A 26,442-nucleotide genomic window follows, 5' to 3' on the forward strand; every position below is an offset into this window, starting at 1 on the left:
ATTTAAAGCCCGAAACAAAACTGATTTTTAGTTTTGTCTCGGGCTCTTAAAATTTAAATAACTGGTATGAAGAAAAACATTCGATTACAGTTACAAAGCAACTCTTTCACCATCGATTACCAATTCAGCACCTGTCACAAAGCTAGCTTCGTCACATGCCAGATAGATAATTCCATTCGCAATATCAGCAGCTTTCCCCAAATACGGAAATTGGACAGATTTTTTATAATTAGGTCTGATATCGGGAAATGTTGTCTCTATAATTGGTGTCTCAATGATACCTGGACAAATCGAATTTATTCGAATATTATGTTTAGCGTATTCGAATGCAGCATCAAGTGAAATAGAGCGAATCACATCTTTTGCTGCCACATAAGGGTTACTATCAGGTAATCCAACCAACCCTTCTAAGGATGAAACATTGATGATCGATCCGCCGCCATTTTGTATCATAAGTGGAATCACTTCATTTAAGCCGTATACAAGACTATTTATATCGATTCCTTGAATTTTACTCCAATCCTCAGTGGATAAATCCAAAATGATTTTTGGAGAAGCAATCCCGGCATTATTGACTAAAACATCGATAGTTCCGTAGTGAAGAATTATATCAGAAATGACGGTTTGCCAACTATCAGCAGAACTAACATCATGTTGAAAAGCAACTGAAGTCCCACCTGCTTGGCTTATATCCGAAATAACGGCAGAAAGTTTGTCTAAGCGTTTACCCGTACAAACAACAATTGCGCCTTCTTTAGCAGCTAACTTAGCAGTTGTTTTACCAATACTGCTGTCGCATTCTGTAATCAATATTATTTTACCTAATAATCTGTTCATATAAAAAAACCGCTATAATGAAAAGTCATTATAGTTATCCTTTCTGATTATTCTTAAAATGATTGTGTTGCCTGTAAACAATTTTTAATATGTAAAAAATCGGTATTTCTTATGTATAAGTTTAATATAGAATTTTTTTTAAAGCGAATGATATAAACCGAAAATATCAAATTTCTTATTCAGCGAAAAAATCCTCAAATGGAAGAGAGGAAACTCTTCAACATTTGAGGATCGATAAAACTATCTATTCAATGGCGAACTATTGCGGCACTGCTTTTTTTACAACACCTAAAATGAGGGCAGATACAACTGCACCGATTGCAATAAATGCCAAGTATAAAATGGGATGACTTAGTAAAAGTGCTACAAATATACCACCGTGAGGAGCCAATAAGCGAATGCCAAAGCCACCAACTAGGCCACCGGCTAATGCAGAACCAACAACGAAACTTGGAATAACACGTAATGGATCAGCTGCAGCAAATGGAATTGCTCCTTCGGTAACAAATGACAATCCCATCACTAGGTTCGTCAAACCAGCATCTTTTTGGTCTTGGGTAAATTTATTTTTAAAGATCAACGTTGCAATAAAAATAGCTAATGGCGGTACCATACCACCTGCCATAACAGAAGCCATGATAATGCTGCCACCTTCTGTTACTGTTGCGGCAATCGATGCTGTACCAAACACATAAGCTGCTTTATTGATTGGACCACCTAAATCGATTGCCATCATTCCGCCAAGTAGAGCGCCTAAAAGTGCAGCGTTAGTTCCATCTAAACTTAGTAAGAAACTGTTTAATCCATCATTGATAACTTTCATTGGGACGTTAACTAAAAGCATTAACCCGCCAGTAATCAACAAACCAAAAACTGGATAAAATAGAATTGTTTTGATGCCATCAAGTGATTTAGGCAATCCTTTGAAAAGTTTTCTCAAGAAAATAATAACGTACCCAGCTAGGAAACCGCCAACTAAAGCACCCAAAAACCCAGCTCCGCCAGTATTAGCTAATGCACCAGCTGCAAATCCTACAATCAAACCTGGACGATCTGCGATACTTGAAGCAATAAATCCTGCTAAAACAGGCAACATAAATCCAAAAGCAGCACTACCGATTTGGTTGAACCAAGAAGCTGCTTCGTTATAATTACCAAGCATACCTAACTGATCTTGAGGAACACCAATAAATTGGTCGATCATAAATGAAAGGGCAATGGCGATCCCGCCTCCAATAACAAACGGAAGCATATGAGAGACACCGTTCATTAGGTCTTTATAAATTCTTGAACCAATAGAACCATCAGCAGAACTATCTTCTTCACTTGTGTCTGACTCAGAACTATGGAAAACGGGTGCTGAACCATTCGTTGCAAGTGTAATCAATTCTTCTGTTTTACGAATCCCATCACTAACTGGGCGGTTGACTAATTCTTTACCGTCAAACCGATTCATTTCTACTTTTTTATCAGCTGCAACAATCACGCCATCTGCACGAGCAATATCTTCTGCAGTTAGACGATTTTTGATACCTTCAGAACCATTTGTTTCTACCTTGATATCAATACCCATTTCTTTGGCTTTTTTCTTTAATGCATCTTCAGCCATATAAGTGTGAGCAATCCCTGTTGGACAGGCCGTGACGGCAACGATGAATTTACGACTTGTGTCTTGAGTGTTTTTAGTTGTTTCTTCTAGCTGCTCTTGTTTTTCTTCTGCTTCTTTTGCTTCTTCAGCAGTTTGAAATAAGTTTTGGACGTCTTCGGGTGTCTTTGTTTCTTTTAACTTTGCTACAAAATCAGGGTCGATTAATAGGCGGGATAAGGCAGCTAATGCTTGTAAATGAGTATCATTAGCCCCCTCTGGTGCTGCAATCATAAAGAATAAGTAAGTTGGTTGTCCATCTAACGCTTCGTAATCAACACCTTTGTTGCTTTTGGCGAATAGGACAGTAGCTTCTTTGACAGCACTATTCTTGGCATGAGGCATAGCGATTCCATCGCCAAGCCCAGTTGAAGTTTGCGCTTCACGTGCTAAAATACCATCTTTGTATGTTTTGATGTCAGAAATTCTACCGCCATCATACATTTTTTCAACCATTTCATCGATTGCACCTTTTTTATCGGTTGCTTGCAAATCCATGATCATCACGTCTTTGACTAGTAAGTCTTTGATGTTCATTTTTTTTCCTCCTAATAGATAAGTAACGACGTTTCGCTACATAACGTTAATTGATCTTTTCAATTTCAACTTCGGAAATCAATTCATTGATTAGATTTCCAGAGGCCAAATCATCTGAAAAAGCAGTTGCGCTACCGCAAGCAACTCCCCATTTGAATGCCTCAACAGGATCATTATTTTTGGCAAATCTACCTACAAATCCAGCAATCATTGAGTCTCCAGCACCAACAGAATTTTTTAATGGTCTTTTCAGTACGTTTGACCGATAGGTACCTTCTTTAGTGAAGAGCAAGGCACCATCACCCGCCATTGAGATGATCACATGTTGGGCACCGTCTTTTAACAAACGTTCCCCAAAGGGCAAGATATCTTCCGTAGATTCAAATTTTACATCAAATAATTCAGCTAGTTCATGATTGTTTGGCTTGATGAGTAAGGGTTTATTAGGCAAAGCATTTAGTAAATCTTTGCCAGTTGTATCAATGACAAATTCCGCATCCTTGTCTTTGATGATTTGAATCAGTTCTTCATAAAAACCTTCTCGTAGTGTTGCTGGTGTACTGCCTGATAAAACAACAATGTCATTCGCTGAAATTGCACTTAGGGCTTGTTTCAATTCTTGCATTTCTTCATTGCTGATAGCAGGACCCAAACCATTGATCTCAGTTTCAGTTTCAGATTTTAACTTAATATTGATTCGTGTATCTTCACTGATGGTCGTAAATTTTGTTTCGATCTGTTCTGCTAGCAGCCAGTCAGAAATAAAATTTCCAGTAAAGCCCCCTAGAAATCCTAGTGCTGTTGATTCCGCCTCGATTCTTTTTAGAATCCTAGAAACATTGATTCCTTTACCTCCTGGTAATTTAAAGTCTTTGGTCATTCGGTTTAAATCACCCAATTTAAGCCCGTCTACATGAACAATATAGTCAATTGAAGGGTTTAGTGTCACTGTGTAAATCATTGTATTGCCTCCTTGATCGTTGTTTTTTTCTGAAATTGTTCAAGTATGTCTGGTGAACAATGATTGATCAAAAGTGTTACATTTTCAAGATCCGTCACTTTTGTGAAGGTGACTTTATTTAGTTTTGTTTGGTCGATCAAAACATAGGCCTCTTCTGCTTGCGCAATAGCCAAACGTTTTAATGCAGCTTCTTCAGGATCAGGTGTTGTCAAACCAAATTCAAGATGAGCGCCGTTCATTCCCATAAATACTTTATTGAAACGGAAGTGTCTGAGTTGCTCCATTCCAGTGGAACCAGTGATTGCTTTGGTAGACAGTTTTAGTGATCCGCCAAGAATAATGGTGTTAATACTCAAATCACCTAGTTTAGCGGCATGGTGAACGGAGTTTGTCACCACTGTGATAGATTTTCCTGCTAGAAACGGCAACATTTCTAAAGTGGTCGATCCAGCGTCTAGATAAATAACGTCGCCATCGTGAACCAATTGAGCAGCTAAGAATGCAATAGCTTGTTTTTCTTGCGTGTTTTTGACTGATTTTTCAGTCATATCTTGTTCAAATCCTAAATTTATAATTCGTTTTGCTCCACCATGGATACGTTCTAATAAATCTGCATCTTCCAATTCTTGTAAATCTCTACGAATAGTAGATTCAGATGCATTTAGAAGGGTGGATAGTTCCTGTGACTTAACGACGGATTGTTGGTCTAATAAACGTAAAATAGCTTGGTGTCTTTCTTCTGTAAGCATTTTCAACCCTCTTTTCAATGATTATAATAGCACATTTAATTTACCGACGCAATCAAAAACGGTCACAAACGATCAAAAATGTTTTAAAACGTTCATATGAAAGCAAGAAAATGGCGATTCGATTAGTTGACAAAGAGCTTTGTTCTTTGGCTTAATGAAGCTAGGGTAAATCGGAGGGATACGTATGAATAATCGTACAATATTGCAAGGATTTGAATGGTACTTGCCAGCAGATGGTCAACATTGGAAACGTCTGACTGAGTTAGCTGAAGAATTACATAAAAAAGGAATCAACGGAGTTTGGCTTCCGCCTGCCTACAAAGGTGCAAATGGTCTAGAAGATGTGGGGTATGCACCTTATGATTTGTACGATTTAGGAGAGTTTGATCAAAAAGGAACGATCCCAACTAAATACGGCACTCTGGAAGAGTATTTAATTTGTATCAGGAAATTAAAAGAAAATGGGATGGAAGTATATGGAGATATTGTTTTTGATCATTTCATGGGAGCCGATGAGGAAGAGATCGTTTCTGCTATAAAATATCGACCAGATAATCGGAATGAAGCGCTTAGTGGTGAAGAAGAAATTTCTGCTTGGACAAAATTCACTTTCCCTGGTAGACATCAAAAGTATAATGATTACATTTGGACTTGGAAAAATTTCTCAGGTGTTGATTTTGATGATCGAAGGAAAGATCATGGGATTTTTAACTTTGAAGGTAAAAGTTGGGATGAAGAAGTTGATAATGAAAATGGCAATTATGATTATTTGATGGGATGTAACCTGGATATGGAATATCCTGAAACTGTAGACCAGCTAAATAAATGGGGGCAGTGGTATCAAGCATTGACGGGTATGGACGGGTATCGCTTAGATGCTGTGAAACACATTCAATTCAATTATTTTGTAGAGTGGCTATTAAATAGAAGAAAAGAAAAAGGAAAAGAATTGTTCGTGGTGGGTGAATATTGGCATGGAGAACTGGAGAAATTGACGAATTACATTGATAGCTCGGGAACGCTGATTTCATTATTTGATGTTCCCTTACATTATCATTTTTATGAAGCCGCAAATTCTGATGGCCGCTATGACATGCGTTATATCTTTGAAGGAACATTAGCAAAAGAACGATCAGAATGGGCAGTGACGTTCGTTGACAATCATGATACACAGAAAGGGCAAAGCTTGGAATCTTGGGTGGATGGTTGGTTTAAAGTTCATGCGTATGCGTTGATTTTATTGAGAAAAGCTGGAACTCCAGTTGTTTTTTGGGGAGATCTATTTGGTATCCCATCCCAAGACGTGAATGCAGTGGGAAAAGATTTAGAATTATTATTAAAAATCCGAGAACGTTTAGCTTATGGAAGTGAAATGGATTATTTTGATGATCCGAATGTAATTGGCTGGATCAGAACAGGGACTTTTGATCGAGAAAAATCCGGGTATGCTGTGGTAATGACTAACGCTCAAGCGGGCGAAAAAACAATGACGATCAGTGCTATTCATGCAGGAAAAGTATTTGTTGATATTTTAGGAAATAACGATGCAAAGGTAACGTTGGATGAAACAGGTGCTGGGACATTTCCAGTAAACGGAGGAGAAATTTCTGTTTACGTAAATGAAGAAATTGTGGCAAGATTGAGTAGTGGGATTGAAGGTATGGTTTTGAGGGATGAATGATTAAAGTGAAGTAGTGATTATTTTCAGTGAGTCATGTGTAGAAATAAAGCGTGACTTCTGTTGGAAGAATAATTATACTAAATGTATAAGCAATAGTTAGACTATAAACTTGGTGCGAACCCTAAGTGAACATGAAATCACTAGGGGATCCGCACCAGATTTTAGGTGAGTATTGAGAGGAATTAGCGTCTTTCTCATTAAATTCACATTTCAGATGGTCTTTTTAGTGGAAAAAATACGGAAATGTTCGTTTTTTGTTGCTTTTTCACAGTCTCACTCTTTATGAGTGAGTGGATTGAAATTATATTGTTCATATGTGTGGCGCCCTTCCCCAATTGTCTCACTCTTCACGGAGTGAGCTTTTTTATTTCCCCTCCAAAATCTTTTGAAAATAAACAAAAAAATTCAAGGTGATTAAAATCATAAAAAAATTTTGTATGTTATTGCTCAAGGTTTGTTCAATCTGTTCAGCTTTTGTGTTTTTTTTGGTATACTATATAAGATTGAAAAAAGAGAGAGGACGTTGATGATGGCACAAGAAAACGCCTTGATCCAAGGTATGAATCCGAGACAAAAAGAAGCCGTTCTACATACAGAAGGGCCTTTATTAGTTATGGCGGGTGCAGGCAGCGGGAAGACAAGAGTTTTAACTCACCGTATTGCCTATTTAATTGAAGAAAAAGATGTTAATCCATGGAATATTTTAGCAATCACATTTACCAATAAAGCCGCAAAAGAAATGAGAGAGCGGGTTGGAAAATTATTAGAAGTTGGCGGAAACGATGTTTGGGTCTCCACATTTCACTCAATGTGTGTGCGGATTTTACGTCGGGATGTTGATCATATCGGTTACAATCGCAATTTTACGATCATTGATACGTCTGAACAGCGGACATTAATGAAACGAATCTTAAATGAGCTGAATATTGATATGAAAAAATATGATCCTCGTTCGATTCTAGGTACGATCAGTAATGCTAAAAATGAGTTGCAAACTCCTGAAAAAGTGGAGGAATTGCAAGGAACACCTTATGAGCAAGTTGTCGCAAAATGTTATAAGCTGTATCAAAAAGAATTAAGAAACAATCAATGCATGGACTTCGATGATTTAATCATGAATACGATTCGTTTATTCAATGAACATCCTGACTCATTGACGTATTATCAAAATAAATTCCATTATATCCATGTAGACGAGTATCAAGATACCAACCATGCTCAGTATACGTTAGTTAATATGCTGGCGGCACGTTTTAAAAACCTATGTGTCGTTGGAGATGCTGACCAAAGTATTTACGGTTGGCGTGGTGCAGATATGCAGAATATCTTAGATTTTGAAAAAGATTATCCAGATGCTTCTGTTATCATGTTGGAACAAAATTACCGCTCAACCAAAAAAATTCTGGATGCAGCGAATAATGTTATCAAAAACAACCGTAATCGTCGTGATAAACAATTATGGACAGAAAATAACGACGGAGAAAAAATCGTTTACTATCGTGGCGATAATGAACGGGATGAAACGCAGTTTATCGTGGGACAGATCCAAAAAGAAATGCGCGAAAAAGACCGTATTTATGGAGATTTTGCAGTTTTGTATCGTACGAATGCCCAGTCACGTGTAATGGAAGAAATGTTGTTAAAATCAAATATTCCTTATACCATGGTCGGCGGACATAAATTCTACGATCGTAAAGAAATCAAAGATATTTTAGGCTATTTAAATATCATCTCTAATCCAATGGACTCACTTAGTTTTGAACGAGTAGTCAATGAACCAAAACGTGGAATTGGTAAAAGCTCTGTTGAGAAATTAAGAAGTTTCTCTCAGATGCACGGCTGGTCATTGCTGGAGGCTTCACAAAATGTGGATCTAGCCAATATCTCAGGAAAAGCCGGTAAAGAATTAGGTAGCTTTGGTATGATGATTCAAGATTTAACCCAGATGATTCCATATTTAACAATTACGGAGTTAGTTAAGGAAGTTTTAGAACGCAGTGGTTATCGTGAAGAACTAGTCAGACAAAATAACTTAGAATCTCAAGCTCGCTTAGAGAACTTGGATGAATTTTTAACCGTTACCCAAGAATTCGATAAACGTTATGAACGTCAAGATGTTGAAGAAGCAGATGCGCCAGATGAAAAATTAGCTGTATTCTTAAATGATTTAGCGCTCGTTTCAGACTTAGATAATTTGGAAGAAAGCACTTCGCAAGTGACGTTGATGACGTTACACGCAGCCAAAGGACTTGAATTTCCTGTAGTGTTTTTAATTGGATTAGAAGAAGGAGTTTTCCCGCTATCTCGTGCAATGTTAGAAGAAAGCGAATTAGAAGAAGAGCGTCGTTTGGCGTATGTGGGGATCACTCGTGCGGAAGAAGTATTGTATATATCCAACGCTTTCTCCAGAACACTATATGGGAAAACACAATACAATCGTCCAAGCCGATTCTTAGACGAAATCGATGAAGAGTTATTAGATTTACAAGGTTCGATCGCTTCACCTAAGGCACCAACAAGAACGTTTGAACCAAAAGTATTTAAACCAGCTTATGCCCAACCAACGAAACAGCCTGTAACAGATAAAGTCGCAAGCGGTGGAGAATCAATGGCTTGGAAAGCTGGCGATAAAGTCAGACATAAAGCGTGGGGAACAGGCACAGTCGTTCGAGTTGGCGGTACCGCTAAAGACTTAGAACTAGACGTCGCTTTTCCAGAAAAAGGCATTAAGCGCTTATTAGCAGCATTTGCTCCGATTGAAAAAATATAAGTGTGTTAAAAAAGGACTAAATCCTATTTTTAATGAGGCTAAACGAGCCTACTAAGCTTTTACTATTAGGAGGGATCATTCATGGCACAAGCACCGTTAACATTAGCCGAAGCAACAGACAAAGCAAAGGAACTACGAGCTCAGTTGAATCAGTATTCTCATGAATATTACGTTGCCGATAAACCGACCGTAGAAGACTATGTGTATGATCGCTTGTATAAAGAATTATCAGACATAGAAACCGAATATCCAGATGTGATTACTTCTGATTCACCAACCCAGCGTGTTGGTGGAAAGATTTTACAAGGCTTTGAAAAAGTCACACATGAAGTGCAGATGTACAGCTTGAATGACGGTTTCAGTAAAGAAGATATTTATGATTTTGATGAACGTGTTCAAAAATTAGCAGGAAAACCTGTCAGTTATTGTTGCGAGCTAAAAATCGATGGTCTAGCAATTTCATTAAAATATGAAAATGGCAAATTTGTTCAAGGTGCGACACGCGGTGATGGCACAGTCGGTGAAAATATCACTGAGAATCTGAAGACGGTGAAATCAATTCCTTTAGAATTGAAAAAACCAATTTCAGTTGAAGTTCGTGGCGAATGTTATATGCCAAAACAATCATTCGTCAATTTGAATAAAGAACGAGAAGAAGCAGGACAAGATGTCTTTGCGAATCCAAGAAATGCGGCGGCTGGAAGTTTACGTCAGTTAGATACAAGTATGGTTGCCAAACGAAATCTCAGCACCTTTTTATATACAGTCGCTGATTTTGGTCCAATGACGGCACAAACTCAGTACGATGCGTTAAATGAATTATCAGACATTGGTTTTAGAACCAATCCTGAGAAAAAACTATGTCAAAATATCGATGAAGTATGGGCGTATATAGAAGAGTATCATGAAAAACGCTCAGAATTACCTTATGAAATTGATGGAATCGTAATTAAAACTAATGAATTCACGATCCAAGATGAATTAGGTTTTACTGTTAAAGCACCGCGTTGGGCGATTGCTTATAAATTTCCGCCAGAAGAAGCACAAACGATCGTCGAAGAAATCGAATGGACGATTGGACGTACGGGTGTCGTAACACCAACTGCTGTGATGCAGCCTGTTCGTGTGGCTGGTACAACTGTTAGTCGCGCAAGTTTGCATAATGCAGATTTCATTGCGATGAAAGATATTCGGTTGAATGATACAGTGATTATCTATAAAGCTGGGGATATCATTCCAGAAGTGGCTCAAGTCTTGACAGAAAAACGTGATGAAAACAGCCGACCATATGAAATTCCAACCCATTGTCCAGTATGTAATAGTGAATTAGTTCATCTAGATGAAGAAGTTGCTTTGCGTTGTATCAATCCAAAATGTCCTGCACAAATCAAAGAAGGACTGAATCATTTTGTCTCTCGAAATGCGATGAACATCGATGGCTTAGGCCCACGTGTTTTAGAGCAGATGTATGATAAAGAACTAGTCGCTGATGTAGCTGATCTCTACTTTTTAACTGAAGAGCAGTTGATGACTTTGGAAAAAATCAAAGAAAAATCAGCAAATAATATTTATCAAGCGATTGCTGCAAGTCGGGATAATTCCGTTGAACGCTTGATTTTCGGTTTAGGGATTCGCCATGTTGGTTCTAAGGCGGCCAAAGTTTTAGCAGAACACTTTGGTGATCTGAGAACGATCAGTAAAGCAACGAAAGAAGAAGTTGTGGCATTAGATTCGATGGGTGAGATCATTGCAGATAGTTTAGTGACTTATTTTGAAAATGAAGAAGTACACGAATTGATGGATGAATTGACCAAGGCTGGCGTTAATTTTGAATATAAAGGGATCCGAACGGCGCAATTGGAAGCTGTGGAATCGCCTTTCAAAGATAAAACAGTCGTTTTAACAGGAAAGCTTACACATTACAACCGAGAAGAAGCAAAAGAAAAAATCGAAAATTTAGGCGGCAAAGTAACGGGCAGTGTTTCGAAGAAAACAGATATTGTTGTTGCAGGTGAAGATGCGGGTAGTAAATTGACGAAAGCACAAGAGCTTGGTATCGAAGTGTGGGATGAACAGCAAATGGTGACCGCTTTAGATAATAGCTATACAAAAGAAGCAAACGAATAGCTTAAAGTGAAACAAATCGAATTTTCTGCGTTATTTTTACATTTTCAGACTATTTTCTTCCATCTCTTCCAAAAATTCTTAGAATTTTATGATAGAATAAGAAAAAAGCTGTTTTTTAACGCAAAGTGTCGTTTAACAGTATAAAAATGAACTAGTGAACTCTTGAGTGAGTTTTTCTAAAGGAAAGAAGGGTATCCATGGCAATTAGTGAAGAAAAAGCAAAACATGTAGCCAAGTTGTCAAAACTGTCTTTTTCTAATGAGGAGTTAAAAGACTTTACAGATCAATTAGGCAAAATCATCGACATGGTAGAATTATTAGAAGAAGTCGATACAGAGGGCGTTCCATTCACCTCTAATGTTGCACAATCCATCAATGTGATGCGAGAAGACGTTGTAACACCAGGTATGGATCGCGATGAATTAATGAAAAACGTACCAGAATCAGAGAATGGCTACATTAAAGTGCCAGCGATTATCGACAATGGGGAGGCTGGTGCATAATGGAAAAATTATACGATAAGTCACTAACAGAGCTGCATGATTTACTTGTCTCTAAAGAAATCACGGCAACTGATTTAACACAAGCAACATTGAAGCGCATCAATGAAACGGAAAAAGATGTAGATTCATTTATTACGATCAGTGATGAAAAAGCCTTAGAATTAGCGAAAGCAATCGATCTTAAAGGCATTACTGAATCAAATCCATTAGCTGGTATTCCGATTGGGATCAAAGATAATATCGTAACGAAAGATATTTTAACAACTGCTGCATCAAAAATGTTACACAATTTCAATCCTATTTATGACGCAACTGTTATGGATAAAGTCTATCAAGCAGATATGATTCCAGTTGGAAAGTTGAACATGGATGAATTTGCGATGGGCGGAAGTACAGAAACATCCTACTTTAAGAAAACAAAAAATGCATGGGATCATACTAAGGTTCCTGGAGGTTCTTCTGGTGGTTCTGCCGCAGCTGTAGCAGCAGGTCAAGTACCTGTTTCTTTAGGAACTGATACAGGTGGTAGTATTCGTCAACCTGCATCATTTAACGGAATCGTTGGTATGAAACCAACATACGGGCGTGTATCTCGTTTTGGATTGATCGCATTTTCATCTAGTTTAGATCAAATCGGTCCATTGACAAGAAATGTTAAAGACAACGCATTGGCGCTAAATGCAATCAGTGGCTTTGATGAAAAAGACGGCACTTCTGCTGGCACATCTGTCCCTGATTTTACTGCTGGTTTAACAGGCGATATCAAAGGCATGAAAGTGGCTTTACCTAAAGAATATTTAGGTGAAGGTGTGGATGCTGGTGTTAAAGCAGCTGTTCTTAAAGCGGCGGAAACATTTAAAGCTTTAGGAGCAACAGTAGAAGAAGTTAGCTTGCCTCATTCTAAATACGGCGTAGCTGTTTATTATATTATCGCTTCATCAGAAGCAAGCTCAAACCTACAACGTTTTGACGGTATTCGTTATGGCTATCGTTCTGAAAACGTGAAGAACCTTGAAGATGTATATGTAAATTCACGTTCTGAAGGATTTGGTATAGAAGTAAAACGTCGTATTATGCTGGGTACATTCTCTTTAAGTGCTGGACATTATGATGCTCACTTCAAAAAAGCAGGACAAGTTAGAACTTTGATCAAACAAGATTTTGATAATGTTTTTGCCAATTACGATATCATCATTGGCCCTGCTTCACCAACCGTTGCATTTGGCTTAGGTGAAAACATCAATGATCCAATCACAATGTACATGAACGATTTATTAACGATTCCAGTCAACTTAGCTGGATTACCTGGTATGTCAGTACCAGCAGGATTCTCAGAAGGCTTGCCAGTTGGCTTGCAGATCATTGGTAAACCTTTCGATGAAAGTACGATGTATAAAGCGGCCTTTGCATTTGAGCAAGCAACTGATTTCCATACGAAAAAACCTGTGATCTTAGGGGGGAATGACTAATGAATTTTGAAACTGTCATTGGACTTGAGGTCCACGTAGAATTAAAAACAAATTCTAAAATCTTTTCACCTGCACCGGCTCATTTTGGTGCGGAACCAAATAGCAATACAAATGTGATCGACTGGGGTTATCCAGGCGTATTACCTGTAATGAATAAACAAGCACTTGAATTTGGAATGAAAGCAGCGCTTGCGTTAAATTGCGAAATCTCAAAAGATACGCATTTTGACCGTAAAAACTATTTCTATCCAGATAATCCCAAAGCCTATCAAATTTCTCAATTCGATCAACCGATCGGTCACGACGGCTGGATCGATATTGAAGTCGAAGGCAAAACAAAACGCATCCGTATCGAACGTGTGCATTTAGAAGAAGATGCTGGGAAAAATATCCATGGTGATGGCGGTTATTCTTATGTTGATTTAAATCGTCAAGGGACACCGCTGATCGAGATCGTTTCAGAAGCGGATATGCGTTCACCAGAAGAAGCCTATGCTTATTTAGAAGCAATCCGTTCAATCATCCTATTTACAGGCGTTTCAGATGTGAAAATGGAAGAAGGCTCAATGCGTTGTGATGCCAACATTTCTTTACGTCCGTATGGTCAAGAAGAATTCGGAACAAAAGCAGAGCTTAAAAACTTGAACTCAATGAGTTTTGTTAAAAAAGGTCTTGCATTTGAAGAAAAACGTCAAGCGAAAGTGTTATTATCTGGTGGAGAAATCCAACAAGAAACACGCCGTTTTGATGAAACAACAAACAAAACATTGTTAATGCGTGTTAAAGAAGGTTCAAGTGACTACCGTTACTTCCCAGAACCTGATGTGCCTCGTTTTGCAATCGATGATGAGTGGATCGAGCGTGTTCGTCACAGTTTACCTGAAATGCCGGCTTCTCGTCGTACTCGCTACATCAAAGAACTAGGCTTACCAGAATACGATGCAATGGTTCTAACGTTAACAAAAGAAATGTCCGATTTCTTTGAAGCTGCATTAAATGAAGGCGCAGATGCCAAACAAGTATCTAACTGGTTGATGGGTGAAGTTTCGGCTTACTTGAATAGTGAGAAAATCGAGTTACCAGATACAAAATTAACACCTAAAAACTTAGCAGGTATGATCACATTGATCGAAGATGGTACAATCAGTTCTAAAATCGCTAAAAAAGTTTTTAAAGAATTAATTGAAAATGGTGGAGATGCCAAAGAAGTTGTTGAAGCAAAAGGTTTAGTTCAACTATCAGATCCATCACAATTACTACCAATCATCAATGAAGTGTTGGATAATAACCAACAATCTGTAGATGACTTTAAAAACGGAAAAGACCGTGCTGTTGGCTTTTTAGTAGGTCAAATCATGAAAGCAACGAAAGGCCAAGCCAACCCGGGTGTTGTAAATAAACTGTTACAAGAAGAATTGGCAAAACGCTAGAAAGCAGCAGATGAGTATGAAAAAAGCAAGAGTGATTTATAATCCAACCTCAGGTAAAGAGCTAGTCAAAAAAAATCTAGCTGATATTCTTTCCATAGTGGAAGAATGTGGATATGAAACGAGTGCTTTTGCTACAACTCCAGAAGAAAATTCCGCGAAAAATGAAGCGCGCCGTGTTGCAGAATTAGGTTTCGACTTAATTGTTGCAGCAGGTGGCGACGGAACGATCAATGAAGTCGTAAATGGTATTGCTCCTTTAGATAAACGACCGTCTATGGCGATCATTCCTGCTGGAACAACCAATGATTATGCAAGAGCCTTAAAAATTCCTAGAGATAATATCGTTAAAGCAGCAGAAGTCATCAAAAAAAATCAAACAGTCAAAATGGACATTGGTAAAGCAAAAGATAGTTATTTCATCAATATTGCAGCTGGTGGTCATTTAACTGAACTGACCTATGAAGTTCCTTCAGAATTAAAGAGCATCTTTGGTTATCTCGCTTATTTAGCAAAAGGAGCAGAAATGCTGCCAAGAGTGAAACCAATCAAAATGCGAATGGAATATGATGAAGGTGTTTACGAAGGTAATGCTTCGATGTTTTTCTTAGGATTGACTAATTCTGTGGGTGGTTTTGAAAAGATTGCACCTGATGCAAAGCTAGATGATGGCAAGTTTTCTCTAATAATTGTGAAAACAGCCAATGTTTTTGAGATTTTACATTTAGCAGCATTAATGCTCAATGGTGGTAAACATATAGAAGATAATCGTTTGATCTATACAAAAACCAGTCATTTACACGCTGAAACACTTGAACCAAATAGCCGTATGATGATCAACTTGGATGGTGAGTATGGCGGTGATGCACCGATGGAATTCACGAATTTGCACCAGCATATTGAAATGTTTGCCAATGCAGATGCGATTCCATCTAATGCGATTATGGGATCGGTTTTGGATGATTATGATGGTGAATCAGATGATGAAGATGAATATCTTGAAACAAGTAAAGAGTTTGTAAAAGAAGTTGAACGTTTAACTGATGAAGACATTGATAATAATGGGAAAATTGGTTGATTGTTCAAAACAACAAAAAGTACCTAAGACATGTTTGTCTTAGGTACTTTTTTGTTTCCTTCTAGATGAATGGAAGAATGAAAAAACAATCTATATACAATATATAGATTCTGAAAATTAAAAAACACAATATCTTGTATAAAAAAAGTCTCATAATCAATAATTGAGAAGAGTTCTCATTGACTTATGATTGAATCAAAGGTAAATTAGATAAGTCGTCATCTCTGCAGAAAATGATAAATATGGTAAGTGAAAGGTTTGTTTGATATGGGGTCAAATTTTGTTATAAATGATTTTAGAGGTTGGCAAAGAAAGAATTATCTTTTTTTATTTATGATGATTTTTGTACAATTATTTGCTTTTGTTTGTAATCCATCTAGTTGGATTACATTAGTGGGCGGTTTATCAGGTATTATCTGTGTTAACTTAATTGCCCAAGGAAAGGCTAGCAATTATATATTCGGATTTATAAGCGCAGTAATCATAGGATATTTTGGGTTTAAAACACGTGTCTACGCTGAGGTTCTCCTTCAAAGCTTCTATATTGTAATGGATATTACAGGTCTATATACTTGGCTAAAAGTTAGTACGGATGGATCTGGAAATGTAACAGAGGTAAAAATACTGAAAGGTATTCAATGGCTATATGCAGGACTAGTTTGGCTTGGGATTGGTGTTGTTGCTTATTTTATTTTGGGATTTGTTAATGATGCTCAACAAATGCTTGATGCCGTAACGTTTAGTGTATCGGCAACAGCCATGTTGTTGATGATCAAAAGATATCAGTCACAATTTGTTTTTTGGTTATTAGGAAATTTATTTTCTATAGTATTATGGTTTAGAGCAGGAACGCATGCTGGTGGTGATTATGCGTTGTTCGTTATGTATTGTATGTATACAATCAATTCTATTTACGGTATGATCCATTGGTTAAAAATAAAAAAAAATAATCATTAATAGGTAGGGAGTTCGATGGCAGTGATCGTTTTAGCAGGAACAATTGGAGCAGGAAAATCAAGTTTAACAGAAATTATTTCAGAGCACTTAGGATCAGATGCATTTTATGAATCAGTTGATGACAATGAAGTCTTGCCTTTATTTTATGCAGATCCAAAAAAATATGCCTTTCTATTACAAATTTACTTTTTGAACAAACGATTTGATAGTATTAAGCAAGCACTTTCGCATGAAAATAATGTATTAGATCGCTCAATATATGAAGATTCGTTATTATTTCATTTAAATGCGGATTTAGGCAGAGCGAATGAGACAGAAGTAAAAGTGTACGATTCTTTATTAGAAAATATGCTGGAAGAATTACCTTATGCAGCGAATAAAAAACGTCCAGATTTACTAGTACACATTAAAATATCTTTTCCTAAAATGTTAGAGCGCATTCAAAGACGAGGACGTCCTTATGAGCAAGTGGAACAAGACCCAGCATTGTACGATTATTATAAAGAATTGAATCGTCGTTATGAAAATTGGTTTGAAGAATACAACGAAAGTCCCAAAATTCAAATCGATGGTGACAAGTATGATTTTATTGAAAATGAAGAAGCAAAAAAACAAGTGATCCAGTTGATTGAAAATAAACTAGCGGAAATTGATTAAATAGAAAGATTAATTTTTACTTCTTTTAGCCTAGAAACAATCTCTCTATTGCTTTTCTAGCATTTTTTCATTAGAATGAGAGAAGTGCATTAAAGAAGGAGCGACTTATGAATAATTTTCCCGTGAACAAAAATGAAACAATCGAAGTTGATATTATTGATCTGACACATGAAGGAATGGGTGTTGCCAAAGTTGATGGCTACCCGCTTTTTATAGAAAATGCTTTACCAGGTGAAAAAATGGAAATCAAAGTACTGAAAGTCGGTAAAAGTTTTGGTTATGGAAAAGTTGTAACGATTCTAAAATCAAGCGAAGACCGTGTACCAGTCAAAGATGCCAATTTTACTAAAGTTGGGATTAGTCCATTACAGCATTTAGCGTATGGTGCTCAATTGACGTTTAAAACCGACCAAGTAAAAAATGTGATGCAACGTGTTGCAAAATTGCCAGATGTTCCTGTTTTAGATACATTAGGTATGAACAATCCATGGGGATACCGCAATAAAGCTCAAATTCCAGTAAGAAAAATCGATAACAAATTACAAACTGGTTTTTTCAGAAAAAATAGCCATGATCTAATTCCATTAGAACATTTCTATATTCAAGATCCAAAAATCGATGAAGCAGTTATCATAATCCGTGATATCATGAGACGTTACAGTATCAAACCTTACAATGAATCAGATAACACTGGAAACTTACGTCATATTGTTGTTCGTCGTGGTTACCATACTGGTGAAATGATGATTGTTCTAATTACGAGAACACCAAAATTATTCCCGACAAGTAAAATCATTCCTGATATTTTAGAAGCATTGCCGGAAGTTGTCAGCATTGTTCAAAATGTCAATTCGAAAAAGACGAATGTGATCTTTGGAGATGAAACGATTCTTTTACATGGTGAAGACAAAATGATTGATACGATTTTTGATTTGAAATTTGAAATCTCGTCACGTTCATTCTATCAAGTAAATCCGCAACAAACAGAAGTAATGTACAATAAAGTTAAAGAATATGCAGCATTAACTGGTGAAGAAATCGTTGTAGATGCTTATTGTGGAATCGGTACGATCGGCTTAACCCTTGCTAAAGATGCTAAGCATGTCTATGGTGTAGAAGTTATTGAAGAAGCAGTCAAGAATGCTGAGAGCAATGCGAAGTTGAACAATATTACGAATGCAACCTTTACCGCAGGTTTAGCTGAAGAAACATTGCCAAGAATGATCGAAAATGACATCAAACCAGATGTTGTGATTGTTGATCCACCGCGTAAAGGATTAGAAGCAAGTTTAGTAGAGACCTTGATCGAAACGAAACCAAATCGTATTGTGTATGTAAGTTGTAATCCGGCAACATTAGCACGTGATCTTGCATTACTTGTTAAAGGTGGCTTTGAGGTCAAAGAAGTTCAACCAGTGGATAACTTCCCGCAAACAACTCATATCGAGTCAGTTACTTTGCTAACAAGGACGGTGTAAAATGGATACAAAGAAAAAAATGTTAGAATTAATCAAGAAAAAACAAGGCGGCGGCCGTTCAAAACAAATGGAGACGCCTAAAAATGACCGTAAAAATATGCGTAAAGGTCCAAAGATTTATAATAAATAAGAATCACTTTTTTGATAGAAAATCTTTACTAAAAAATAAAGGGCTGGGGAATAACTTTTAGAGTTATATCCCAGCCTTTTAGAATTTAAATAGACGCTGATAAAAAAGTCACTTATTGAAGTTTGTTGTTCCATCCTCATATTTAAGGCTTAGTGTCATTTTATAGGGATTTTCTTTGAAATGTATCCGTAATTGGCTATAATAAAATGTAGAAAATGAGGAATAGAATTCGTTCAAATTTACTATAAAAAGGGGATAAAAAATTGAATCAAATAGATTATTACTGTATCGTTGTTTACCTGATTAGTTTACTGGGACTGGGAATGAGGGCTAAAAAAAACAAAAAAGCTTTCTTTAGTCCGTTATTTTTTATCTGGACAGGTACTTATTTTTTTATTTACACATTTCTTCTAGAGGTAATGATAGGTACGTATTATTTTCTTATACCACTCGCTTTTTTAGGACTCTTTTTGCTCGTTTATTCTTTAGAAAAGCGTTTACTGATCAATGGATTATTATTTAATTTATTTTTACTTAGTTTAGGAATTCTTATGTTGATTGTATATCTTGAAACTAGAGATCAATTGCTATTATTTCTTTTAGAAATTGTGGTGACTGGACTTACAATGCTACTTTTTTTTGGCAGTTATGGACTGATTACTTTTTTATATTGGAATGCAATGGTTGTGTTTAAAAAAGAAAGCCATTCTCTTTCCAATTTATTGACTTTTCTATTAGCAGTGGGTCTAACAGCGCTTTTAGGTTTTTATTCTTATTTTTCATTGTCACTTCCACTTTGGGGAGCAGCGTTATTTAGTAGCGTGCTATTAGTGATTGGCTATTTTTTTATCGTCCTATATAATTTTTTAACAATTTCTATTCTTTATCAATACAATCAGCCTAAGTATCAGCAAGATTATATTATCGTATTAGGCTCTGGCTTAATTAATGGAAATCAAGTTCCCCCTTTATTAGGTAAAAGAATTGAAAAAGCAATTCAATTCTATCATGAACAGTTAAAACAAACTTCTAAGGCACCGATTTTATTGATGTCTGGAGGACAAGGTAGTGATGAATCCTTGCCGGAAAGCGAAGCCATGAAGCTTTTTGCAATCGAAAAAGGAATTCCGGAAGCAGACATCTTGGTTGAAACAGAATCAAGAAATACGTTAGAGAATATGACTTTTTCTAAAAAAATTATGGATCAATATTCTAACAATAAAGAGTACCAAGCTATTTTTTCAACGAATAATTATCACTTGTTTCGTGCTGGGATATTTGCTCGAATGGCACATTTAAAAACCGATGGAATCGGTGCAAAAACTGCTTTTTATTTTTTACCTAACGCTTTTTTAAGAGAATTTATTGCTATAGTTATGATGAAAAAAAGAAGACATGTGATTGTAAGTGCCTTGATTATCAGCGTAATGATTGTTTTATCCTATTTATTGTATAGATATATGTGAGTTTACTGTTTTTTATTTATGGGATAGCTTGTAGTATTCAAGGCAAAGAAGCATATTTCTGTTTTACTATCCCGATTCAGAATGTTTAAGGACTAAATTATCATAGAAAATAAATCGGATAATTATTTAGTAAAGATTAAACCAAACACCCATGAGAGCGATAGCCCTTATGGGTGTTTGGTTTAACCACTAATTTTTTAAATCTATTGCTAAGGAGTTGGTTATAGTTTCTAGGATCGACCATCATCTACTCTTTTTTGGTAAACATCAATTTTATAATCAAGCATGTCAATTCCCTCTTGAATGTGCTTCATTTCGCGTAAAGCAATCTCTTTTTGCTTCTTCAACAAATCTAACCGATTTTGATTAGTCGAATCCCCTTCATACCACCATGCTAGATATTGTTTTAAATCTTCGATCGTCATGCCAGTTTTTTTTAAATGCATAAAAAAATCGATCCATTCTTTATTGCGGTCGTCATAAATCCGAATATTATTCTGATCTCTTTTTACCGTGATCAGCCCTTCTTTTTCATAAAAACGTAGAGTATAAGGCGTAAGGCCAGTCATTTTTGAAAATTCATGAATTTTGTAAGTCACCTTGATTCCCTCCTAAATTCTCATTATGTTCATTTTACCACTTAGAGTTCACTCTAGGTCAAACAAAAGAAAATAAAGCTTACTTGTTTGATTTTCACTTGACTTAGAGTGCACTAGAAGAGGTATTCTAAAAATAGTAATGAGAGAATCGATAAGGGAATTTTAACAAGGTACTGAGTGATTAAGGATTTTTCTTTGTTGATTTTTCAAGCCATTTACATATCGTAATTTGGTAAGCTGTATTCAAAAGAAATTCGATCATCGTTTTCCCTCCTCTGATAATTGTTTTGATTTGATAAATTAACTATATCATGGGGGCAATCTAGAACATACTTACGCTATACAAAGAAAACGTACATTTATGAAAGGGTATAATATAGGAGGAAAGAAAATGGAGCATAGTAAAATGAAGAAAATATCAATTTTAGCGGTATCACTGGTTGTTGTATCTGGTGGAGCAATAGGGGCAAATATCCCAGAAATGGCTAAGACCTTTTCAAATATTCCATTGTCTTTGGTAGAAATGTTAACGACGATCCCAGCTTTATTTATTATTCCAGCTGTTTTATTAAGTACTACAGTTGCTAAGTTTTTAGGATATAAAAGGACTGTATTGATTGGCTTGGGGATTGTTTTAGTCTCAGGTGTTATCCCAGCTTTAACCACTAATTTTATGTTGATATTCATTTCTAGAGCTTGTTTTGGTTTTGGTGTTGGGCTGTTCAATTCTTTATTGGTTTCTTTGATCAGTTATTTTTATCAGGGAAGTGAACGAGTAGCAACAATTGGTTTTCAAAGCGCTTTTGAGGGAATTGGTGGTATGACATTGACCTTTACAGTAGGGCAGTTGTTAAAAATTAGTTGGCAAACTTCATTTTGGGTGTATTTGATCGTTATCCCTATCTTTATTTTGTTTGCTTTATTCGTACCAAATGTTTCTGAACAAGATATTAGACAATCTCGTGTTATCGAAGAAACAAGTTATGAAACAACGGGAGAAAAACAGCAAGTGACAACAGTAAGTACTCTTGAATTTATGGGATATGTTATTTTATTGATAATGGTTGTCTGTATTTATATGTCGATCACAATCAAAGGGACGCTATTAATGACTTCTTTAGGATACGGTGATGCCACCGATGGGAGTAATATTATGTCGTTGATTGGTTTAGGAGCGATGGCTGCAGGATTTTCATTTGGTCCTATATTTAATATCACTCGTGAGAGGACACTGCCGATGGTCTTTTTGCTGATGAGTGGTGCCATGGTTTTAATAGGGTATTCTAATAGTGTTTTAGTAACTGGGGTCGGTGCATTGATTTGTGGTTTTTCTTTTAGAACGTTTATTCCATACCTATTTAATAAAATTAATGATGGTTCGGCTCATCAGGCAGCATTTAGGACTTCGCTTCTTTTAGTCGGTTTTAATATAGGTTCAGCATTTTCACCATATGGAATTGCGTTGATAGATTCTCTGTCAGGATTTAATACGATACGGGGAACATTTTTTTCAGAGGCAATTATTTTGTTGGTATTGGCAGTCGTTGCAGGTGGCAATGGACTGATGAAAAATAGAAGAGTCTTTGAATAGTAGAGTGGATATTCTGAAAGGCTTTGTCTAATAGCTACTCTGTTCAAATCTAAGGTTGAGCCAAACTGTTTATTCATTTTGGCTCAATCTTTTTTTCTAAGCTAAATATTTTACGTATATAAAAGTGAAATTATTTCATACTTTTGTTTTATATGGTAATATTAAGGTGGTTTTATCTTATAAATAGTAAAAAATACATGCTTGTTGTAGGACGATAAGGACGAAATAGTTGTTTCATAGTATAAAGCAATCAGAAAGGAGTTCATAATGGTTAAAAGCAAAATAACAGATATACATATAAGTGATTATCGAACAAATCTTGACATGTCACTAGATGATCTTGCAAACAAAGTAGGTGTCGCAAAACAAACAATTGCTAATCTGGAAAAAAATAAGCACAATCCCTCGTTGTTATTAATGTACGCTATTTCAGAAGAACTAGGAACAAACATTGAACAACTTGTTACGTTCGATAAATTGCCAAATGATTAAAATGAATGAAAAAAGATCGATACATGTTCTGAAACGATGAACTAAAGTTTGTTTTGAAGTTAGTGGGGAGAAGTGCTATATTAAAAATAAATATGGAATGTTTGATATTGAAAAGTAGGAGATTACGAATGATAGAAACGAAAAGATTAATTCTTCGAAATATACAAGAAACCCAAACGGATCTAACAGCATTATACAAACTATTATCTGATGAAGAAGTAAATAAATATCTTCCGTGGTATCCAGTAAAGACTATCGAGGAAACTAAAAAATTTTACAAAGAATATATCGAATCTAACTACCAAAAATCAAATGGTTATTATTTTGTGATTTGCCTAAAAGAAGACAATGATCCAATTGGTTATATTGCAGTGAGTGGTAGTGAAAGCCATGATTTTGGATATGGTCTGCAGAAAAAGTATTGGGGAGATGGTTTGATTACAGAAGCAAGTGAAGCAGCGATCAATTTTTTGAAATCTCGGGGATGGACGTATATTACGGCTACACATGATATTCATAATGTTGGAAGTGGCAAAGTCATGAAGAAGCTTGGTATGCGCTACAACTATTCATACAAAGAACGATGGCAGCCTAAGGATATTGAGGTAACCTTTAGAATGTTTCAGCTAAATCTGGATGGTAATCATGAAAGAGTTTACAGAGAGTATTGGGATAAATATCCTGAACATTTCGTAGAAAAAGTATAAAAGAATAATTTGGTAATTAGAAATAAAAATAGAATGAACAAGAAATAGGAAGTTCATTTTAGAATGTGGTTTGTTATTTGTATTAAATGTGCGCTTTTTTCTGGCTCTATTGTTTTATGAAAGCTGACAAATAAAAACAAACAGCTGCTTATCCTATGTTGGTAAAATGGTTGGGTTGGTTGTTTACTAAAAAGGAATAGCATCATGGATAAACAGCTGTTTGAAATAGTGGGCTCTGCATTCCCGCTATTTTTTACTTGAAAGTCAGATTCTGTCTTCCGCCAGTCAGAATCTGACTGCTACTAACGTACTGGAAATCAATCATTACTTTTGTTACTTAGTCTGGTAGATCTAGGAAATTATTTGTTTGCATGTTTATTTTTTTTAATCATTTATTTTGTACGCATTGACTCGGCAACTTTTTTAGACTAAATAGAAAAATATGGTGAATGAATGATTCCAGCAATGTCAGTTCGTAAACACCAAGCGATTAATATGAAAAAGTGTTAAGAAAAAAGGAGAACTTGATGTTTACTATTTATAAAAAGAGCGAAAAAAATACGGCATTGGTCACCAACCAATACCGTGCAAGAGTTCAACGAATAACCATCAACTATTTAAATTACTAAAAACTGTAAAAAACACTAGTATTTCTTACAAAAATTAGGTAAAATAAATAAGTCAATGTACATTGACTCAGGCAACTTGTATTGTCAGTTCTGGCTGACGATACAGGGCTCTGTGAGAGGATTTGCTGTCTTCTTACAGAGTGCCTGTTTATTTTGTTTTTCGCTCTAATTATCTAATAATCGATACAAAACTAAAAAATGGTATTAGTCAGCAACTAATACCATGAAGCGTTCGCTAAATAAATATGAACTAAACACATTGAAATTGCAAAAAAGACTAGTAATCTTTTCTTACTTTTAGTACAATGAGAATAGTCAATAAACTATTGACGGAGGCAACTTGTATTATTAGTTCTGGCTTATAATACAGGGCTCTGCGGGATGATTTGCTGTCCTCCTGCAGAGCGCCTTTTTTAATTTAATTTTGTAATATTATCTTAACTTAAAGATAGGAGTTTCGTCAATACGTTTTTTAAAATAGTAAAAAATAAACGGAGTGAGTAAAAAATAGACTCAGTGTTATAAGCATGAGTATATTTTTCTCTAAAGGAATTCTTAACCTTTTGTTCGCTTGGGTGAAAGTTTTTTTACGATTCCATACTTTTATAACGAAATGATTTTGGGCATTGAAAAATTAGATATAGAATCGTAAAATAAACAAAAGTTTAAAGAAAATATACCAAGCAACTAACTACAAAAAAATCCCATCTTAACCAAGATGGGATCAATTCTTATTTTATCTTTGGGGAAGATAATTAAGTAACTCTCTATGTCTAAATAATAATAGATTTGAACCAATTTCGCTACTTCAATAAATTCTCATCGATAAAACTTTTTTGAATAAAGGGCGTTTTATAGAGCTTATTCTCGCCAAAATTTTGTATAATCAATTTTCTCTTGAATGTTGTAATCAATGATTTTTTTCAGCAAGGAATAGTCGATAGGCTGATCCCAAGTGATTTTAATGATGTTATCTGTATGTTGGTATCCTGATTTTTCAATATCCTCTTTGAATGTTGAGATCGTGACAGTTTCTGGCGCAATTGAAAGGTGCTTTTTAGAAGTGCTGTATGCGATAATAAAAGTCCCGTGATCGGTAAACATAGGCTGATTCCATTTGATGACAACGCTAAATTGTGGGTAAGTTTTCATAGTCCAATCAAAAAGTTCTTCCAATCTTTCCCGATGATCAGGTTCACTAATTTTTGAAAGAAAATCATTTAGATCTTTCATCTTTCTCTCCTCTTTTCTTTCTCGTTATTGTTTTCTTTATTATAATATAAGAGTGACTAGGAAGGAAACATTTGCCTTAAGTAAAAGTCGTAGATTAGGTAGGAGGGATTTTATATGGTAACGTACATTGCTTTATTACGCGGCGTTAATGTCGGCGGGAAAAATCGAGTGGTTATGGCAACCTTAAAAGAGCGTTTTGAACAGCATGGATTTACAAATGTGAGTACTTATTTGAATAGTGGAAATGTCATTTTTTCTAGCGAAGAGACCGATGATTTACAACTGAAAGAGGATTGCGAAAAGCTAATAAAATCAGAGTTTGAGCTTGATATAACGGTTACGATTGTACGAGGAACTGACTTGTTAGCAGCGCTAGAACAGATGCCAGAATGGTGGAATACAGATAAAGAATCAAAACACAATGTCATTTTTGTGATCCCACCAACGCCAACTGAAGAAGTGATCGCATCTGTTGGTGAAGCTAAAGCAGAATATGAAAAAGTAGCCCATCATGAAAGAGTTATTTTCTGGTCAGCACCAATCAAAACATTTTCCAGAAGCCGTTGGTCAAAAATCGTTGGAACTAAGATGTATAGCCGAATTACAATCAGAAACGCTAATACTGTAAATAAGCTGGCGGAGCTGGTGCAAAAAAATAATTGAAACAAATGCTTGTCTTGGAGGTACCTCCAAGGTTTATACTTTCCTTGTTGATCGAT

General features: G+C 35.9%; 22 protein-coding genes. 16 read left to right on the top strand and 6 right to left on the bottom strand.

Going from position 1 to position 26,442, the window contains the following annotated elements; all coding sequences use genetic code 11:
• Positions 1–90 precede the first annotated feature (90 nt).
• The 4 genes from AC4BB7_RS05095 to AC4BB7_RS05110 all read right to left on the bottom strand — a co-directional run bounded on the left by AC4BB7_RS05095 (position 91) and on the right by AC4BB7_RS05110 (position 4,729).
• On the bottom strand, positions 91–837 hold the full coding sequence (locus tag AC4BB7_RS05095) for an SDR family NAD(P)-dependent oxidoreductase (protein WP_490484619.1): 747 nt from the start codon (positions 835–837) through the stop codon (positions 91–93).
• Between the two features lie 259 nt (positions 838–1,096).
• Positions 1,097–3,019 carry a PTS fructose transporter subunit IIABC gene (locus tag AC4BB7_RS05100; RefSeq protein ID WP_490484620.1) on the bottom strand — a complete coding sequence of 641 codons (1,923 nt, stop codon included), beginning with the start codon at positions 3,017–3,019 and terminating at the stop codon, positions 1,097–1,099.
• Between the two features lie 46 nt (positions 3,020–3,065).
• Positions 3,066–3,980 (bottom strand): 1-phosphofructokinase, encoded by a 915-nt coding sequence (gene pfkB / locus AC4BB7_RS05105; protein WP_490484621.1) that lies wholly within the window; start codon positions 3,978–3,980, stop codon positions 3,066–3,068.
• Entirely contained in the window at positions 3,977–4,729 is a 753-nt protein-coding gene (locus AC4BB7_RS05110) for a DeoR/GlpR family DNA-binding transcription regulator (RefSeq protein ID WP_086312124.1), read from the bottom strand. The genes pfkB and AC4BB7_RS05110 overlap by 4 nt, the downstream gene beginning before the upstream one ends.
• Positions 4,730–4,913: 184 nt before the next feature.
• On the opposite strand from AC4BB7_RS05110, the gene AC4BB7_RS05115 reads away from it, so the two are divergent.
• From AC4BB7_RS05115 to AC4BB7_RS05170, 12 genes are all read left to right on the top strand, one after another.
• Complete coding sequence (locus AC4BB7_RS05115; protein ID WP_490484622.1) at positions 4,914–6,410, top strand: alpha-amylase; 1,497 nt, start codon at positions 4,914–4,916, stop codon at positions 6,408–6,410.
• Positions 6,411–6,939: 529 nt separating this feature from the next.
• Positions 6,940–9,180, top strand: a complete 2,241-nt coding sequence (pcrA, locus tag AC4BB7_RS05120) for a DNA helicase PcrA (RefSeq protein WP_490485118.1) — start codon at positions 6,940–6,942, stop codon at positions 9,178–9,180.
• Positions 9,181–9,261: 81 nt separating this feature from the next.
• A complete protein-coding gene (gene ligA, locus AC4BB7_RS05125; RefSeq protein ID WP_490484623.1) occupies positions 9,262–11,307 on the top strand; it encodes an NAD-dependent DNA ligase LigA in 2,046 nt (681 codons plus the stop codon).
• A 197-nt stretch (positions 11,308–11,504) separates the two neighbouring features.
• Positions 11,505–11,810, top strand: a complete 306-nt coding sequence (gene gatC / locus AC4BB7_RS05130) for an Asp-tRNA(Asn)/Glu-tRNA(Gln) amidotransferase subunit GatC (protein WP_086312127.1) — start codon at positions 11,505–11,507, stop codon at positions 11,808–11,810.
• Positions 11,810–13,279, top strand: coding sequence for an Asp-tRNA(Asn)/Glu-tRNA(Gln) amidotransferase subunit GatA (gene gatA / locus AC4BB7_RS05135; protein ID WP_086312128.1), 1,470 nt, complete (start codon positions 11,810–11,812; stop codon positions 13,277–13,279). Before gatC ends, gatA begins: the two co-directional genes overlap by 1 nt.
• Positions 13,279–14,709, top strand: coding sequence for an Asp-tRNA(Asn)/Glu-tRNA(Gln) amidotransferase subunit GatB (gatB, locus tag AC4BB7_RS05140; RefSeq protein WP_490484624.1), 1,431 nt, complete (start codon positions 13,279–13,281; stop codon positions 14,707–14,709). The genes gatA and gatB overlap by 1 nt, the downstream gene beginning before the upstream one ends.
• Positions 14,710–14,725: 16 nt before the next feature.
• Positions 14,726–15,784: a diacylglycerol kinase gene (locus AC4BB7_RS05145; protein WP_086314269.1), complete on the top strand. Its 1,059-nt coding sequence runs from the start codon at positions 14,726–14,728 to the stop codon at positions 15,782–15,784.
• A gap of 267 nt (positions 15,785–16,051) precedes the next feature.
• Positions 16,052–16,741: a nicotinamide riboside transporter PnuC gene (pnuC, locus tag AC4BB7_RS05150; protein ID WP_490484625.1), complete on the top strand. Its 690-nt coding sequence runs from the start codon at positions 16,052–16,054 to the stop codon at positions 16,739–16,741.
• 15 nt (positions 16,742–16,756) lie between these two features.
• Positions 16,757–17,398: a deoxynucleoside kinase gene (locus AC4BB7_RS05155; protein WP_490484626.1), complete on the top strand. Its 642-nt coding sequence runs from the start codon at positions 16,757–16,759 to the stop codon at positions 17,396–17,398.
• Positions 17,399–17,505: 107 nt separating this feature from the next.
• Complete coding sequence (gene rlmD / locus AC4BB7_RS05160; RefSeq protein WP_490484627.1) at positions 17,506–18,876, top strand: 23S rRNA (uracil(1939)-C(5))-methyltransferase RlmD; 1,371 nt, start codon at positions 17,506–17,508, stop codon at positions 18,874–18,876.
• Between the two features lies 1 nt (position 18,877).
• Entirely contained in the window at positions 18,878–19,006 is a 129-nt protein-coding gene (locus AC4BB7_RS05165) for a hypothetical protein (RefSeq protein WP_010773187.1), read from the top strand.
• A 323-nt stretch (positions 19,007–19,329) separates the two neighbouring features.
• Positions 19,330–20,472: a YdcF family protein gene (locus AC4BB7_RS05170; protein WP_490485119.1), complete on the top strand. Its 1,143-nt coding sequence runs from the start codon at positions 19,330–19,332 to the stop codon at positions 20,470–20,472.
• Positions 20,473–20,702: 230 nt separating this feature from the next.
• On the opposite strand, the gene AC4BB7_RS05175 is transcribed toward AC4BB7_RS05170, so the two are convergent.
• Positions 20,703–21,071, bottom strand: coding sequence for a MerR family transcriptional regulator (locus AC4BB7_RS05175; RefSeq protein WP_086312137.1), 369 nt, complete (start codon positions 21,069–21,071; stop codon positions 20,703–20,705).
• 391 nt (positions 21,072–21,462) lie between these two features.
• On the opposite strand from AC4BB7_RS05175, the gene AC4BB7_RS05180 reads away from it, so the two are divergent.
• The 3 genes from AC4BB7_RS05180 to AC4BB7_RS05190 all read left to right on the top strand — a co-directional run bounded on the left by AC4BB7_RS05180 (position 21,463) and on the right by AC4BB7_RS05190 (position 23,861).
• A complete protein-coding gene (locus tag AC4BB7_RS05180; RefSeq protein ID WP_490484628.1) occupies positions 21,463–22,662 on the top strand; it encodes an MFS transporter in 1,200 nt (399 codons plus the stop codon).
• A gap of 267 nt (positions 22,663–22,929) precedes the next feature.
• Positions 22,930–23,154, top strand: coding sequence for a helix-turn-helix transcriptional regulator (locus AC4BB7_RS05185; RefSeq protein ID WP_490484629.1), 225 nt, complete (start codon positions 22,930–22,932; stop codon positions 23,152–23,154).
• Between the two features lie 128 nt (positions 23,155–23,282).
• Positions 23,283–23,861: a GNAT family N-acetyltransferase gene (locus AC4BB7_RS05190; protein WP_490484630.1), complete on the top strand. Its 579-nt coding sequence runs from the start codon at positions 23,283–23,285 to the stop codon at positions 23,859–23,861.
• A 1,490-nt stretch (positions 23,862–25,351) separates the two neighbouring features.
• Here AC4BB7_RS05190 and AC4BB7_RS05195 read toward each other — a convergent pair.
• Positions 25,352–25,723 (bottom strand): iron chaperone, encoded by a 372-nt coding sequence (locus AC4BB7_RS05195; RefSeq protein ID WP_490484631.1) that lies wholly within the window; start codon positions 25,721–25,723, stop codon positions 25,352–25,354.
• 114 nt (positions 25,724–25,837) lie between these two features.
• On the opposite strand from AC4BB7_RS05195, the gene AC4BB7_RS05200 reads away from it, so the two are divergent.
• On the top strand, positions 25,838–26,386 hold the full coding sequence (locus AC4BB7_RS05200) for a DUF1697 domain-containing protein (protein ID WP_490484632.1): 549 nt from the start codon (positions 25,838–25,840) through the stop codon (positions 26,384–26,386).
• Positions 26,387–26,442 lie beyond the last annotated feature (56 nt).

It is taken from the genome of Enterococcus sp. AAFC-DPL-5182, assembly GCF_058216605.1.